Genomic DNA, 15,375 nt, shown 5'->3' on the forward strand with positions numbered 1-15,375 from the left:
CTAGGCCGCGTTGCGGCGTTCGAGATGGCTGACCAGCCGTTCCTTCCAGACGCGGGGCGCACCGGCCACGAGGCTGAGCTGGCGCGACCGGCGGTAGTAGAGATGGCAGTCCATCTCCCAGGTGAAACCAATGCCGCCGTGGGTCTGGATGTTCTCTTTCGCGGCGAACCAGAAGGCCTCTGAGGCGGCGATCCGCGCCGCGCTTGCCGCCAATGGCGTCTCCGGCGCATTGGTATTGAGCGCCCAGGCCCCGTAGTAGGCGTTGGAGCGCGCCAGCTCGTTCTTGACGTAGACGTCGGCCAGCTTGTGCTTGATCGCCTGATAGGAGGCGATGACGCGACCGAAGGCGTAGCGTTCCAGCGCGTAGGCCTTGGCCATCTCAAGGCATTTGTCGGCGCCGCCGCACTGCTCGAAAGCCAGCAGGATCGCGGCCCTGTCGAAGATCTGCTCGACGAGCTCCATACCCGCCCCGGCCGACCCCAAGCGACTGACCGGCGCATCACTGAAGGTGAGCTTGGCGGCATCGCGCGTCGGATCCAGGGTCTTCAGCGCCTGGCGGGTCACGCCAGCGCCCTCGAGATCGACCAGGAATAGACCTGGCTTGCCATTCTCCTTGGCCAGCACCAGCGCGACATCGGCGATGTCGCCGTCTGTGACCGGCAGCTTGACGCCGTTCAGGCGGCCGTCGGAGACCGTGGCCCGGACGGTCGCCGCGGTCGTCGCGCCCGGCCCCTCGGACGTGGCGATCGCCCCGATGATCCGGCCTGCGGCGATCTTCGGCAGCAGGTCCGACTTCTGCTCGTCGTCGCCGGCCAACAGGATCGCCTCGGCCAGAAAATATACGGTCGAGGCAAAGGGGATCGGGGCGACCGCCCTGCCGAGTTCCTCGGCAATCACGCAGAGCTCGAGGTGGCCCAAGCCGAGGCCGCCGTATTGTTCGGGTATCGCCGCGCCCAGCCAGCCCTGTTCGGCCACAGCCTTCCAGAGAGCCTGGTCAAAAGCCTTTCCCTCATCGTCCAGCACGGCGCGCACGCGCTCGGGCGAGGCGTTGGCGTCGAGGAACTTTCGCGCCTCGGATTTCAGGAATTTCTGGTCGTCGGAGAAATCGAAGTTCATGCGCCGCCTGTCCCGCCGGTTTTCCCGGACTTCGAAAGGGTTCCTCGATAGCCAGCATACGCGCCGCAGGTAGGCTGAAAAGCGTGACCTCGCGTCAGGCGCGCGGCGCTGACGCTCGGCCCAGCCAGAGCGCGCGCGGCTCACGCCTTGGCCCGGCGGGCGTGAAGGACTAGATGCTGGCCATGCGCACAGAAAGCCCCCCGCCCATCCGGCTCGTCGACTACCGGCCGCCGGCCTTCCTGGTCGACGAGGTCTACCTGACCTTCGAGCTGAAACCCTCCGCGACCCGGGTGAAAGCGAAATTGAAGGTGCGGCGCAACGGCGAGCATGCCGAGCCGCTGAAGTTCAACGGGGAGCGGCTGACGGCAATCTCCGTGGCGATCGACGGGCGGGCGCTGACGCAGGGCGAGCACGCGATCGACGGCGAGTTCCTGACCATTCCCGACACGCCGGACGCCTTCACGCTGGAGACCGAAGTCGAGATCGATCCCGACGCCAACAAGGCGCTGGACGGGCTCTACATGTCCGCCGGTCGGTTCTGCACGCAATGCGAGGCCGAGGGCTTCCGCAAGATCACCTTCTGGCCCGACCGCCCCGACGTCCTGTCGCGCTTCACCGTACGGATCGAGGCGGACAATTCCTTTGCCCGCTTGCTGGCCAACGGCAACCTGATGGAGACCGGTCCCTTGCCGGGCGGGCGCCACTTCGCGGTCTGGAACGACCCGTTTCCAAAACCCTGCTACCTGTTCGCCCTCGTCGCCGGCGAGCTCGACGTCCTTGAGGACAAGCTCGTCACCATGAGCGGGCGGACCATCGACCTGCGCATCTACGTCGATCCGGGCATGGCGCCGCGCGCCGCCTACGCCATGGATGCGCTGAAGCGTTCGATGAAATGGGACGAGGACGCGTTCGGGCGCGAGTACGACCTCGACCTCTTCATGATCGTTGCAGTGCGCGACTTCAACTTCGGGGCCATGGAGAACAAGGGGTTGAATATCTTCAACTCCTCGCTCCTGCTGGCCGATCCGGCGACTGCCACCGACATGGATTTCGAGCGCATCGAGAGCGTGGTTGCGCACGAGTATTTTCACAACTGGACCGGCGACCGGGTCACCTGCCGCGACTGGTTCCAGCTGTGCCTGAAGGAGGGCCTGACGGTCTTCCGCGACCAGAGCTTCTCGGCCGACATGCGCGGCCACGCGGTGCAGCGGATCAAGGACGTCAAGGCGCTGCGCGCCCGGCAGTTCGCCGAGGACCAAGGTCCGCTCGCCCACCCCGTGCGGCCCACCAGCTACCTGAAAATCGACAACTTCTACACAGCGACGATCTACGAGAAGGGCGCGGAGGTGATCCGCATGCTGAAGACCCTGATCGGGCCTGACGCCTTCCGAGCCGGCATGGACCTCTATTTCGAGCGCTGGGACGGCCACGCCACGACCGTCGAGGAATTCATCCGCTGCTTCGCGGAGGTCTCCGACAAGGACCTGACAGCCTTCTTCACCTGGTACGAGCAGGCCGGCACGCCCAACGTGACCCTCTCCAGCCGCTATGATGAGGCGCGCGGCGAGCTGACGCTGGAGCTGGCGCAGGAAACGGCGCCGACGCCTGGCCAGCCGACCAAGCGCCCCCTCCCCATCCCGGTGACCATCGGCCTGCTCGACGGCGACGGCCGGACACAGGCCTTCCTGCGCGACGGACAGGCGCTGGATGAGACGGTGATCGTCCTCGACGGCGAGCGGACCACGGTCACGCTGACCGGCGTCGACGAACGCCCCGTGGTTTCGGCGCTCCGGGGATTCTCAGCCCCGGTGAAGCTCGTCAGCAACGCCGAGGCCCGCGACCGCTATATCCTGCTGGCAGGCGACCCCGATCTCTTCAATCGCTGGGAAGCGGGCCAGGAGCTGGCGCGCGCCCTGATCCTGGGCCGCGCCACCGGCCAGGCCGATGAAGTGGGCGAGGAGCGCTACGCCGAGGCCGTCGGCCGAGCGCTGGCCGACCAGGCCGCCGACCCGGCGTTCAAGGCGCTGCTGCTGGCCTTGCCGTCAGAGCCGGACCTGGCGCTGGCCATGAACCCCGCCGATCCCGCCGCTATCCACGATGCCCGCGAAGCCCTTCGCACGCGGCTGGCGTTGCATCTGTCCGATGAGCTCAAGCGCCTGCACTCGGGCCTGCAGGAAATCGGCGAGTTCTCGCCGGACGCGGCCGGCGCCGGGCGCCGGGCCCTGCGCAACGCCGCGCTAGAACTGATGGCCGCCAATCCCCGCTCCGAGATCGGCGAGCTTGCTGCGGGCCATTATCAGGCGGCAGCCAACATGACCGACACCATGGGCGGGCTCCTGGCGCTCACGCTGATCGGTGGCGAGCTCTACGAAAAGGCGCTGACCGACTTTTACGGGCGCTGGAAGAGCGAACCCCTGGTGATCGACAAATGGTTTGCCGCCCAGGCGCGTGATCCCGACGAAGGCGCGCTCGGCCGGGTCATGGCCTTGACCGCGCACCCGGCGTTCGAGGCCAAGAACCCCAATCGCCTGCGGGCACTGGTCTCGACGTTCGCGAACTTCAATCCCGTGCGGTTCCACGATCCGAGCGGGGCGTCCTATCGCTTCCTCGCCGATCAGATCCTCGCCACCGACGGCTTTAACCCGATGACTGCAGCGAGGCTCGTCGAACCGCTCGGCGGCTGGCGGCGCTACAAGCCCGAGCTCGGCGCCCTGATGCGGGCGGAGCTTGAGCGGATTTTGGCGGCGCCTGGGCTGTCCAAGAACGTCTTCGAGCTGGTCAGCCGCGCCCTGGGCGAGAAGGAGCCCACTCAACCTTAGCGAGATAATTCACCGAATGACGGTGACGCTGTTTGCGCTTCCGGCTTAGACTCTGCCTCGTGATCGGGGTGATTTGGTTTCCAACCGGGGGAGCGGGGGGCGTTGGCTGCAGGCGACAGCGATAGCGCGGCCCGATCGCGGCCAGCTAAGGCGCGGCCGGCGGATCGGTCCGCAGACCTGTCGATGAAGCCGCCGACGCAGCGCTTTGCGCGTCTGGCGATCCTCGCGGCCCTGTTGTTGCTGGCGGTCTATACAGCGGTCGCCGTCACCCGCCTCCTGCGCGGACCGCTTGGGCCCACCGAGCAGTTGGTCTCCCTGCTGATCCCGCTGATCGTGGCCTTCGCGCTCGGCCTGATGTTGTTGGTCGAATCACGTCGAGTCGAACGCGCCCGCGCCGCTTTCAGCGACAGCGAACAGCGCTTCCGACTGGCCGTAGAGGCCGCCCGCTGCGGCATTTGGGAATGGGACCTGACGGCGGACGAGATCTTCATGTCCGACGTCACCGCCGCCCTGTTCGGCTGGCGCGGCGGAGTGGTCGACGGCCAACAGGTGCTGGACCGCGTGTCCGAGGGCCACCGCGACGGCCTGCGCGAGGCCCTGGGCGCCGCGGCGGTCTACGGCGGCTTCGATGTTTCCTTCCGGGTGCCCAGCCTGACCGGCGGACGGCCGGTCTGGATCGACGCCCGCGGCCAGGGTTTCGGCAAGAGCCCCGAGGGTGGCTATGCGCGCATCATCGGCGTGGCCCTCGACGTAACCGAGGAGCGCCTGGCCCAGGCTCGAGCCCAGGCCGCCGAGAGCCGTCTGCGCGATGCGATCGAGAGCGTCTCGGAAGCCTTCGTGCTTTGGGACAAGCAGGGCCGCCTCCTGATGTGCAACCGCAACTACCGCAGCTTCTTCCGGCTGGAGCCGCATGTCCTGAAGCCGGGGGTCGCGCGCGAGGAGCTGGAGGGCCATGCAAGGCTTGCGGTGCGCCAGGACTTCCCGGCGCTGGGTGGCCGCAGCGGCGTGCGCGAGGCCGAGCTGGTTGACGGCCGCTGGGTGCAGGTCTCGGAGCGCACCACCGCCGAGGGCGGCCTCGTCGTCACGGCCGCCGACATCACCGCGCTGAAGGCCCAGGAGGAAGCCAGCCGGGTCAATGAGGAGGAGCTGCGCCGCGTCGTCGACAACCTCGAGCGCAGCCAGGAGCAGCTGTCGGAGCTGGCCCGCAAGTACGAGGCGGAGAAGGTTCGCGCTGAAGGCGCCAACCAGGCCAAGAGCGAGTTCCTGGCCAATATGAGCCACGAACTGCGCACGCCACTCAACGCGATCAACGGTTTCTCCGAGATGATGACCACGGAGATCTACGGCCCGCTGGGCGACGCCCGCTATGGCGACTATGCGCGCGACATCCTTAGCTCCGGCCAGCACCTGCTCGCGCTGATCAACGACATTCTCGACATGTCGAAGATCGAGGCCGGCAAGATGAACCTGCGTTTCGAGTCGGTGGCGGTGGAGGACGTGGCGGAGGACGCCCTTCGTTTGGTGCGCAATCGCGCCGAGGCCGCAGGTCTTGCGCTCAGGCTCGACTTCAGCGACCTGCCCGAGGTCGAGGCCGATTACCGGGCGATCAAGCAGGTGCTGCTGAACCTGCTCTCCAACGCCATCAAGTTCACCCCGCGCGGCGGCATGGTCACCGTGCGCGCCGAGCGCCGCAACGATCCCCTTGGCGAATGGGTGCGGATCAGCGTGCAGGACACAGGCATCGGCATCCCGCCCGACGATCTGGCGCGCCTGGCCCGCCCCTTCGAGCAGATCGAGAGCCAGCACGCCAAGACCCAGCAGGGCACGGGACTAGGGCTGGCGCTGACCAAGTCGCTGGTCGAAATGCATGGCGGCCTTCTGGACCTGCGCAGCGCCCCGGGCCACGGAACCAGCGCCACATTCTCCCTGCCGGTGCGCCAGGGCGCCTCGGCGTTGGCCGCGGCAAGCTGACGGAGCGGCCGAGCGCATCGGCACGTATCCACAGTTTCACGATCTATCGCCGCTCCAGGAACCCTCGTCCTTCGAGAATCGCCGGCGTCGCCTTCTCAATCCGCATGGTCCGCGTCGCAGACTGTTTCGCGCCGGCGAAGTGAAACAGGTATCCTCTTTGCCGACCCGGCGTCAGCGCCTCGAACGCGCGCTTGAACCGCGGATCGTTTCGGAACTTCTCCTTCAACTCCTCGGGCACAGGATACTCCGGGGGCCTCATCTCGACCTTCATTCCCGCCTTCTCGGCCGCCATCGCCTCGCGCACGTAGGCCTTGATGGTGGCCGCCTTCGTCGCAATCTCCTTGGCGCCGGTGAATTTCATCACCCGCGCTGCCTGAACCTGTCCGAGTTGCACCAGCAGATTCTTCGGATCCTGCAGCAGCGCACCCTGAAAGAAGCCCAACGCGCAGTATTCTTTGAAGCCCTGAATGATGACGACATTTCTTCCGTCCATTGTGTAGCAGGGCTTTGCCCACTTGCACTCCTCTCTCAAGTCAAACTCAGACAGGATCCTTTGCAGCTCGACAATCTCAGCCTGCCACCGCTCCCGATACGCCATCTCCATGCCGTACCTCCGTTGTTGAAAGTTGCCGTGAGGCTGACTACGCCGGTCGCGTTGCAGATCCATTAGTCCGACAAGCGGACCTCCCCAAGGCCCGCCCTGGGTGCGGGTTGGGGGGACTTTAGGCACGGGCCTGAAAGGCGGACATATTGGCAGCTTCGCTTGCCGCAGGAGATCGCGGCTCGCTAAGGTGCCTCTGGGGCCGCAGGGCGGGGCGCAACAATGTCCGAGATCTTCATCTCCTACGCTCGCTCCACGGCAACCCAGGCGCAAGCGGTCGCCGAGGCGCTGCGCGGCCTGGGCTACGACGTCTGGCGCGATGACGAGCTGCCGGCGCACCGGGCTTATGCGGACGTGATTGAGGAGCGTCTGCTCGCGGCCAAGGCGGTGGTGGTTGTCTGGTCGGCGGAAGCGGTGAGGTCGGAGTGGGTGCAGTCGGAGGCCGATCAGGCCCGCGCAGCACGCAAACTGGTCCAGCTCACGCTCGATGGCGCCAAGCTGCCCATGCCGTTCGACCGCATCCAGTGCGCCGACCTGACCGGATGGACAGGGGACTTGGACGCTCCGGGCTGGCGCAAGGTGGCCGCCAGCATCGCCGAGCTGATGGGCGGCCCCGCCTCGCACGCCGCGGCCCCGGCTGCGCCCGCATCGGCCCGCCAGCAGTCGATCTGCGTGCTGCCATTCGCCAACATGAGCGGCGATGCCGAGCAGGAGTATTTCAGCGACGGCATCAGCGAGGACATCATCACCGACCTTTCCAAAGTCTCGGCGCTCTCGGTGGTCGCCCGAAACACCGCCTTCACGTTCAAGGGACGGGCCTTCGACCTGTCGCAGGTGGCACGTCAGTTGAACGTCAGTCATTTTCTGGAAGGCAGCGTACGCAAAGTTGGAAACCGGGTGCGCATCAGCGCCCAGTTGATCGACGCCGCCGCGGGCGACCACGTCTGGGCCGAACGTTACGACCGCGATCTCACCGACATCTTCGCCCTGCAGGACGAGATCTCCGAGGCGGTGGTCAAGGCGCTGAAGCTGAAGCTGCTGCCGGAAGAGAAGCAGGCGATCGAGCAGCGTGGGACGACGAGCTCCGATGCCTACAACCTCTATCTGATGGCGCGGCAGTATTGGGTGAGCGGCAATGACGGCGATAGCCGTCGGGATGAGTCAATTCTTCGCATCTGCCGGCGGGCTACGGACATTGACCCGAACTATGCGCGGGCATGGGCCCTGATGGCCCTGACGCAGACTGCGCTGCGTTTCAGGCACGGAAAGCTGGAGAACGATGGGCTGGCGGCCGCTGAACGAGCGCTCGCGCTCGACGCCAATCTTGCCGAGGCCCACTGTGTCATGGCGAGGCATCTGGCCGAACAAGGACTTCACGACCAGGCGAACGCGGAGATCGAACTCGCCCTTCAGCTGGACGCCGAGTCTTGGGAAGTGAACAAGGAAGCCGGACGGCTGATCTTCAGGCAGGGTCGGATCGCTGCCGCGGTGCCGTTTTTTGAAAAGGCGGCGGCCCTCATGGAGACCGACTATCACGACCCGCTCATGTTGATCACTTGCTACACCGCGCTCGGTGACGCCGTTGGGGTCCAACGCGCGGCGCAGGCAGTCGTCGGCCGCGCCGAGAAGGCCCTGGCGCACGACAGCAGCAACGGAGCCGCCATGGCGTCCATTGCAAATGGGCTTGCATGCCTAGGCGAGGCGGAGCGCGCCAGGGAGTGGACAAGGCGCGCACTGCTGATCGATCCGGAAAACCTGATCATGCGATACAATCTCGCTTGCTGCATCGGGAATTATGTCCACGACGCGGACGCAGCGCTTGAGCTCCTGGGCCCCTATTTCATCAAGGGGACCATGCCTGAAATCAGACATGCCGAGGTCGATCCCGACATGGATCACCTCCGCGCCGATCCGCGCTTCCAGTCCATGGTCGCCGACGCGCATCGACGTCTTGCCGCAGCCAACGAGCCCGGCTCGCCGCCCGCAGATTAGCCAGCCTGCCACGAACCTTGGGTAGGCAATTGGGGCCGAGCCGGAGTGCGTGGAGCCCGCTTGACTTCAATTCGACGTTTAGCTAACTATCAACCCATGAACGCCGTGTTCAAAGCCCTCTCGGACCCGACGCGCCGCCATGTGTTGGAGCTTCTCAGGGAGCGGCCGATGACGGCGGGCGAACTGGCCGACCATTTCCCGGTTTCCAAGCCCACCATGTCGACCCACTTCTCGGTGTTGCGCGAGGCCAACCTGGTCGACGCCCAAAAGGTGGGGAAGACCGTCATCTATCGACTGAAGCTGTCGGTGCTTGAGGACGCGCTCTTGGGCTTTGTGGGGGCCTTCAGCGCCGTTACGCGCCCCGCAACCGCCGCGCCGATCAAGGGGACGATGTCATGATCCACAAGAACCTGGCCATCGGCCTTGCCACCGCAGGCGTCTACATCGGAGGCGCGTTGGCCATGAAGGCGGCGGAGACGTCGGGCCTCCTGCCGCACGACATCGGAGATCGCGCGTTTCAGGCATTCATCGGCCTGACCCTGGCGGTCTACGCAAACTTCCTGCCGAAGTCCCTGGGGGCTTACCGCAACGCCGTATCGGCCATGCGCATGGAGGCGGTGCTGCGGGTGAGTGGATGGGCCTATATGCTGGGCGGCCTGGCCTTTGCGGTGACTTCACTCCTGCCGCTCCCCGGCATGGTTCCGATCGCGCTCCTCGGAACGGCGACAGCATACGTGCTGGGCTACTCTGTATGGGCCTTCATGGAGCATGGACCAGACAAGGGAGCATGCACGTAGGGAACGGGATCTGACGCTCGTCTGACCATCGGAAGGACTTCCTGCGCGAGCCGCAGAGCTTGCGGCTTTCTCATCCCACCTTCCGACCCCGCTGGGCCGATGTGCGCGCCCCGAAGATCCGCACGCCGATCCTCACCCTTCCGGCCCGCGAGCAGGCAAACGCTCGCGCGACCTGCGCCTTACCGATTGACGCCCCGCGCCCGCTCACGTCTCAATGCGACGACACCTACGGGCGGGGGCACTAGGTTGAGTGAGATTTCGCAGGCAGGCGGCACGCTGGGCGCGGGCGACCGCAATCGCTCGTTGACCTACATCTTCGGGCTGATGCTGTTGGTAGGCTTCGGCTCGCCCGCGGCCGGTCTGGTCGATGTCCCGATCACCTTCTTCCTGAAGAACAAGCTGCACCTGCCGGCCCATGAGGTCGCCAACTTCCGGCTGGTGGCGGCGATCCCGCTCTATGTCGGCTTCCTGTTTGGTTTCGCGCGCGACCGCTGGGACATCCTGGGCCGCAAGGATCGCGGGATGATGATGGTATTCGCCAGCGTGTGCGCTGCTGCGTACGCCGGCTTCGCCTTTGTCCCCGTAAGCTATCCCATGCTGATGGCGGCTGTGGCCCTCTCCGCCGTGGCGTGGTCGTTCGCACGCGCCGCCGAGCAAGGGCTTGCATCGATGGCGGGCCAGCAGCTTGCGGTGACGGGCTGGATGAGCGTCATCTGGAGCATGGCCGCCTCGGTGCCATACCTCGGCGCTTACCTCATAGGCGGAGCCCTGAGCCAGGCGCTGGAGGGCCGTACCGCAGAGCAGGCGGCGCGCACCTTGTTCCTGGTCGCCGCAGGCGTGATGGGTGCGATGGCGCTCTACAGCGCCTGGAAACCGAAATTTCTCTACAGCCACCTCAAGGCCGAGGCTCATGCCGATCGACCGCTGCAGGACCTCGCCAGGCTGTTCCGCCACTGGCCGGTCTATCCGGCGCTGGCGGTCTGGTTTCTCTGGTCATTTGCGCCAGGATCAGGCACCGCGCTGCAGTTCCACATGCAGAACACGCTGCACGCCAGCGACACCCAGTGGGGCGCCTGGAACGCCATCTTCGCAGCCGCCTTCATCCCCACTTACCTGGTCTATGGCGCCCTGTGCCGGCGGTTTACGGCGCGCACCCTGCTTTTCTGGGGCACCGCAGTGGGCATTCCCCAGATGGTCCCGCTCTATTTCATCCACTCCGTGGACCAGGCCATGTGGGCGGCCGCCGTCATCGGGCTGACCGGCGGCGTCGCCTCGGCGGCCTATATCGACCTCCTGATGCGCTCAGCGCCCAAAGCGCTGCAGGGCACCATCATGATGACAGCGGGCAGCCTCTACTGGGTCGCTATCCGGTTCGGCGACGTGCTTGGCACGCGGCTCTACGAGCAGGCGGGTGGGTTCGGAGCGTGCGTCATCGCCATCACGGTGGTCTACGCCCTTATCGTCCCGGTGCTTTTGACCGTACCGCGGTCCCTGATCGCGACGCGCGAGGGAGAGGTTCTGCCGCTGGAGGAGCCCGCCTTGGAAGTCGGGGCTCAGGAGACGCTGCACGCCTAGGCCTCGGAGGATCCCGTCCGGGCTTACGGTCTTCTCAACCCATCGCTGTCCGAGGCGGGGTTCACTCATCTCGACCATAGTTCTCGCCGGCCGCGATGCCATATCGGCGCCGCGCCCTTGGCGGCTTACTCGCGCACGATCGCCTCATAGGCCGTGTGGGCCGCCGTCCGCGCAGCCTTCAGCGCCGCGCGCAACTGGCGGAAGTCACGTGCGTCGCCGGCCCGAGCCAGGAGGGCCCGGAAGGCCGGCGGCTCGGCTTCTGGGTTCTCGCCGTCTTCCAGTGCGACCTTCAGGAGCTGAGTTAGGTTCTGCTGCAGCCGCCAGGCGCGTTCCAGGTCAGCGAGCGGCTGGGCAGGGGCGAGGCCTGCCTCGCGGAAACCCGCGAGGGCTTCGGCGGTGTTGGCCGCAATCGGCCCGCCGGCTGCGGCGTGAGCGAGTTGCAGGAACTGGGCGGCAAACTCGATGTCGACCAGGCCGCCTGGGGAAAGCTTCAGGTCCCACTCGCCTTTCGGTGGGCGTTCCGCCGCCATCAGCTCGCGCATCTCGCGCACGTGCCGGGCGGTGACGGCGCGCTCGCGCGGACGCCGCAGCGCTGCATCGATGGCCGCCCGCGCCGCGCGGGCGTAGTCCTGGCTGGTCGCCCAAACCACGCGGGCGCGGGTGAGCGCCAGGAGCTCCCAGGTTTCGGCCTCGGCAGCGTAGTAGCCTTCGAAGGCGGCGAAGCTCACCGCCACCGGCCCTTTGGTGCCCGACGGTCGAAGCTGCATGTCCACCTCGTAGAGGCCGCCTTCCGCGGTCGGGATGGAGAGCGCGGCGATCAGGCGCTGGGTAAAGCGGCCATAGAAGGTCGCCGCGTCCCAGCCCTTGAGCTCCGAAACGGCGACGTCGCCGGCGCGATAGAGGGTCATCAGATCGAGGTCGGATCCGGCGCTCATTTCGCGCGAGCCGCACTTGCCCAGCGCCACGACCGCGACCTCGCCCGCAAAGGCTCCGCCCAACCGCTCGGTCTCGGCCAAGGCGGAAGCGGCCAGGGCGTCGATGCAGACATCGGCAAGGTCGGCGAAGGCCTTGCCGGCGATGACCGCGCTGGCCGCCCCGCTCATCACCTGCACCCCGACCCGGAAAGCCTGCTCGCGGTGCACCACGCGCACGGTGTCCATCGCGTCCTCGAAGCCGTCGGCGCGTGCGACGGCGGCCTGCATGACCGCGTGGTCCTCGGCAATGTCGATGGTCTCGAAGAACGCGCCATCGAGCATCGCGTCAATGGCCGCCGGGCGCCTGGCCAAGGTGGCCGCCAGCTTCGGCGCGAAGGCCATGACCTGCACGATCAGTTCGAAGAGGTTCGGTTGAGCCAGGAACAGCGACTGGAGCTGCACGCCAGACGACAGCCGGGAGAAGAAATTTCCGAAGCGATTGAAGGCCGCGTCGGGCGAGCCGGTAGCCTGCGCGGCGTCCAACAGGCGTGGAGCCAGACGGGTGAAGAGCTCGCGGCCGCGCTCGGTGGCTGTGGCCGGGATATGGCCGTGGTGCCAACCGCGGATGGTCGCGGCGACCTGCGCCGGATTCGAGAACCCCATCCGCTTGAGCGTCGCCAGTGTCTCCGGGTCATCCTCGACGCCGGTGAACACCAGGCTGCCGAACCGCGAGGACAGCGGCTCCTCGGATGGGAAGAGTTCGCCGTAGCGCGCGTTGACATCCTTGAGCGTGCGCGTGATCGCCGCATCGAAGCTGCGGAGCTTGTCGTAACCGCTCAAGGCCGCCACGCGCCGGCGCTCGGCGTCGGATTCCGGCAGGCGGTGGGTTTGCTCGTCGGCCAGCATCTGGATGCGATGCTCGACGCCTCGCAGCCGGCGGTAGGCCTCGGTCAGTTCGGCGGCGGTCTCCAGCGCCACATGGCCCGCCTCGGCAAGCGTCGCCAGCGCATCCAGGGTGCGGCGGCTGCGAAGCGCCGGATTGCGTCCGCCCAGGATCAGCTGCTGGGTCTGGACGTAGAACTCGATTTCGCGGATCCCGCCGGTGCCGAGCTTCAGGTCGACGCCCTTCGCCGAGACCCGCTCGTCAACCTTGTGGGCGTGGATCTGGCGCTTGATCGAGTGGATGTCGGCGATGGCGGCGAAGTCGAGGTTGCGGCGCCAGACAAAGGCGGCGAGTTCTCCCAGGAAGGCCTCGGCCGCGGGGATATCGCCCGCGCAGGGCCGGGCCTTGATGAAGGCGGCGCGCTCCCAGTTCTGGCCGACACTCTCGTAGTATTGCAAAGCCGCAGGGATCGGCACGGCAGGCGGGGTCGAGGCGGGATCCGGCCGCAGCCGCAGGTCCATGCGGAAGACATAGCCGTCGGCGGTCCGGGCCTGCATCAAGTCGGAGAGCCGCTGGGTCAGGCGCACAGCGAAAGCCTGCGGCTCAACGCCTTGCGCCAGCGGCAGCCGATCAGGGTCGAAGAACACAGAGACGTCGATGTCGCTGGAGTAGTTGAGTTCGAACGCTCCCTGCTTGCCCATGGCGATGCAGAACCAGCCGGGGACAGGGCCTTCAGGGCCCTCCCCCAGGCTGCAGAGCCGCCCGGCCTCCAGTTCGCCCCGCGCTGCGACCATCAAGGCCGAGGCTACGGCTGCGTCGGCGAAGCGGGTCAGGGCCGAGGTGACCTGGTCGAGGTCCCAGGCCCCGCCAAGATCGGCGAGCGCGGTCAGAAGGTGCAACTCGGCCTTGAGCTCCCGAAGGCGAACCTGCGCCGCCGCGAGGTCCAGGTCCGCCGCCGCGGCGGTACGCGCCAGGATGTCCTCCAGCCGCGCGTGCGGCTCTGCGCCCAGCAACGCGTCGAGCCGCCTCGGATCTCGTCGAGCCAGACCGGCCAGGTAGGGCGCAGCGCCGAAGACCGGGGCCAGCGCCGGCCAAGCCTGCCCCAGGCGTTCGGTCCAGAGGGTTTCGGCGACGATCTCGCGCGCCCGCTCCGCGGCCTTGTCGTCAACCACTGGCCCGCAAGGCCTAAGCTGTCCGGCGAGGGTCGTCATCAACCGATCCATGCCAGCCTAGCGCGCCGCTCGCCAGCCCCAGCTGCGGCTCGTCGCGATCGCCCTCGCCATTGCCAAGCTTCACGGCTCAGCTTAAACAGATATCCGCGGTGTCCAATACAGATTGGTTGGGCTGTGGTTAACCATCCTTAAGGATAAGTAAATCGTTAGGCCATAATTCGCCTGAGACGGGAAATCTGGCGCGATGTCTTGGCTGATCCATCAACGCATATAGAGATCGGGAGGGCGTCATGTTTCATAATCTTTCGAGTACCCGACTTGCGAGCACTCTGCTTGCGGCCGCACTGGTCATCGCCGCTGCGTCCGGCGCTGTCGCACAGAGCCTGAACGGGATGGTCCACCGCTCGGGCAATGCCTACCACGTGGCGGTCTGCCTGGAGCAGGCAGCCGGCACGGCGCGCTGTCATGCGCACCTGGTCACCGACATTCAAGGCGCGCCGAAGGAAAACGGCCGGAACGCCGTCGGCCTGCCCGCCGGGTTCGGCCCTTCCGACCTGCGCGGGGCCTATAACGTGGGCGCCGGTTCCAGCACAGCGGTCGTCGCCATCGTCGACGCCTACGGCTATTCGCTGGCCGAGTCCGATCTGGCGGTCTACCGCTCGACCTACGGCCTGCCGCCCTGCACCACCGCCAGCGGCTGCTTCACCAAGCTGAACCAGAACGGCCAGGCCCGGAACTACCCGCGCGACAACACCGGCTGGGCGCAGGAGACGGCGCTCGATCTCGACATGGTCAGCGCCATGTGCCCCACCTGCAGGATCGTCCTGGTCGAGGCCAATTCGCCCACATTCGCCAACCTGGCCGCCGCCGAGAACGTCGCCGCGGGCCGCGCGCACGTGGTCAGCAACAGCTACGGCGGCGGCGAGAGCGGCTCCCAACCCTACGAGGGCTACTACAACCATCCCGACGTCGCCATCACCGTCAGTTCCGGCGACAGCGGCTATGGCGTGCAGTTTCCGGCATCGTCGCCGCACGTGACGGCGGTCGGCGGCACCACTCTGACAAAGGCAAGCAACACGCGGGGCTGGAGCGAGGTGGCCTGGTCCGGCGCCGGCAGCGGCTGCAGCGCAATCTATCTGAAGCAGACCTGGCAGGTGGGCGTCACCGACGCCAACTGCGTCAACAACCGCATGGAGGCCGACGTCTCGGCGGTCGCCGACCCGGCCACCGGCGTGGCGGTCTACGGCCCGGCCAGCGCGACCCACGAGGCCTGGCTGGTGTTCGGGGGAACGAGCGTCGCAGCACCCCTGGTGGCGGGCCTCTACGGGGCCAACGGGGGGCCGGTCAAATACGGCTCCGATCCCTACAACAACACCGTTTCACTGCACGACGTCACCTCGGGCAGCAACGCCACCCCCTCAAATAGTTGCGGTGGGCTCTACCTTTGCACAGCCGGGGTCGGCTACGACGGCCCGACCGGCCTGGGCACCCCCAACGGCGTCACGCCGTTCTGACGCGCGTCGGCGGCGGCCGGC

Annotated in this window: 10 protein-coding genes; 7 read left to right on the forward strand and 3 right to left on the reverse strand. The window is 66.9% G+C overall.

What is annotated here, in order from left to right; genetic code table 11:
- Nucleotides 1–1,116 carry an acyl-CoA dehydrogenase family protein gene (locus VGI62_RS15580; protein WP_331505431.1) on the reverse strand — a complete coding sequence of 372 codons (1,116 nt, stop codon included), beginning with the start codon at nt 1,114–1,116 and terminating at the stop codon, nt 1–3.
- A 182-nt stretch (nt 1,117–1,298) separates the two neighbouring features.
- Between VGI62_RS15580 and pepN the strand changes: the two genes are divergently transcribed.
- Together pepN and VGI62_RS15590 are read left to right on the forward strand one after the other, a co-directional pair.
- Nucleotides 1,299–3,935, forward strand: coding sequence for an aminopeptidase N (gene pepN, locus VGI62_RS15585; protein ID WP_331505432.1), 2,637 nt, complete (start codon nt 1,299–1,301; stop codon nt 3,933–3,935).
- A gap of 183 nt (nt 3,936–4,118) precedes the next feature.
- On the forward strand, nt 4,119–5,906 hold the full coding sequence (locus VGI62_RS15590; protein WP_331505433.1) for a PAS domain-containing sensor histidine kinase: 1,788 nt from the start codon (nt 4,119–4,121) through the stop codon (nt 5,904–5,906).
- A gap of 43 nt (nt 5,907–5,949) precedes the next feature.
- On the opposite strand, the gene VGI62_RS15595 is transcribed toward VGI62_RS15590, so the two are convergent.
- Nucleotides 5,950–6,510 carry a YdeI/OmpD-associated family protein gene (locus VGI62_RS15595; RefSeq protein ID WP_331505434.1) on the reverse strand — a complete coding sequence of 187 codons (561 nt, stop codon included), beginning with the start codon at nt 6,508–6,510 and terminating at the stop codon, nt 5,950–5,952.
- Nucleotides 6,511–6,729: 219 nt separating this feature from the next.
- Here VGI62_RS15595 and VGI62_RS15600 point away from each other — a divergent pair, with 219 nt between their 5' ends.
- The 4 genes from VGI62_RS15600 (at nt 6,730) to VGI62_RS15615 (ending at nt 10,871) form a co-directional block, all read left to right on the forward strand.
- A complete protein-coding gene (locus VGI62_RS15600) occupies nt 6,730–8,499 on the forward strand; it encodes a TIR domain-containing protein (RefSeq protein ID WP_331505435.1) in 1,770 nt (589 codons plus the stop codon).
- Nucleotides 8,500–8,595: 96 nt separating this feature from the next.
- Entirely contained in the window at nt 8,596–8,898 is a 303-nt protein-coding gene (locus VGI62_RS15605) for an autorepressor SdpR family transcription factor (protein WP_331505436.1), read from the forward strand.
- Complete coding sequence (locus VGI62_RS15610) at nt 8,895–9,296, forward strand: hypothetical protein (protein ID WP_331505437.1); 402 nt, start codon at nt 8,895–8,897, stop codon at nt 9,294–9,296. Before VGI62_RS15605 ends, VGI62_RS15610 begins: the two co-directional genes overlap by 4 nt.
- Nucleotides 9,297–9,542: 246 nt before the next feature.
- A complete protein-coding gene (locus VGI62_RS15615; RefSeq protein ID WP_331505438.1) occupies nt 9,543–10,871 on the forward strand; it encodes an MFS transporter in 1,329 nt (442 codons plus the stop codon).
- 125 nt (nt 10,872–10,996) lie between these two features.
- Here the strand turns inward: VGI62_RS15615 and VGI62_RS15620 are convergent, their stop codons facing one another.
- Nucleotides 10,997–13,879 carry a bifunctional [glutamine synthetase] adenylyltransferase/[glutamine synthetase]-adenylyl-L-tyrosine phosphorylase gene (locus VGI62_RS15620; protein ID WP_331505439.1) on the reverse strand — a complete coding sequence of 961 codons (2,883 nt, stop codon included), beginning with the start codon at nt 13,877–13,879 and terminating at the stop codon, nt 10,997–10,999.
- A gap of 251 nt (nt 13,880–14,130) precedes the next feature.
- Between VGI62_RS15620 and VGI62_RS15625 the strand changes: the two genes are divergently transcribed.
- Nucleotides 14,131–15,354, forward strand: a complete 1,224-nt coding sequence (locus tag VGI62_RS15625) for a S53 family peptidase (protein WP_331505441.1) — start codon at nt 14,131–14,133, stop codon at nt 15,352–15,354.
- Nucleotides 15,355–15,375: the final 21 nt, after the last annotated feature.

This window comes from Phenylobacterium sp. (assembly GCF_036495085.1).
Taxonomy (GTDB): domain Bacteria; phylum Pseudomonadota; class Alphaproteobacteria; order Caulobacterales; family Caulobacteraceae; genus Phenylobacterium.

Excerpts from the sequence above, each read along its gene's own strand:
- VGI62_RS15580 (WP_331505431.1), bottom strand. The coding sequence starts at position 1,116 with ATGAACTTCGATTTCTCCGACGACCAGAAATTCCTGAAATCCGAGGCG.
- pepN (WP_331505432.1), top strand. The coding sequence starts at position 1,299 with ATGCGCACAGAAAGCCCCCCGCCCATCCGGCTCGTCGACTACCGGCCG.
- VGI62_RS15590 (WP_331505433.1), top strand. The coding sequence starts at position 4,119 with ATGAAGCCGCCGACGCAGCGCTTTGCGCGTCTGGCGATCCTCGCGGCC.
- VGI62_RS15595 (WP_331505434.1), bottom strand. The coding sequence starts at position 6,510 with ATGGAGATGGCGTATCGGGAGCGGTGGCAGGCTGAGATTGTCGAGCTG.
- VGI62_RS15600 (WP_331505435.1), top strand. The coding sequence starts at position 6,730 with ATGTCCGAGATCTTCATCTCCTACGCTCGCTCCACGGCAACCCAGGCG.
- VGI62_RS15605 (WP_331505436.1), top strand. The coding sequence starts at position 8,596 with ATGAACGCCGTGTTCAAAGCCCTCTCGGACCCGACGCGCCGCCATGTG.
- VGI62_RS15610 (WP_331505437.1), top strand. The coding sequence starts at position 8,895 with ATGATCCACAAGAACCTGGCCATCGGCCTTGCCACCGCAGGCGTCTAC.
- VGI62_RS15620 (WP_331505439.1), bottom strand. The coding sequence starts at position 13,879 with ATGACGACCCTCGCCGGACAGCTTAGGCCTTGCGGGCCAGTGGTTGAC.
- VGI62_RS15625 (WP_331505441.1), top strand. The coding sequence starts at position 14,131 with ATGTTTCATAATCTTTCGAGTACCCGACTTGCGAGCACTCTGCTTGCG.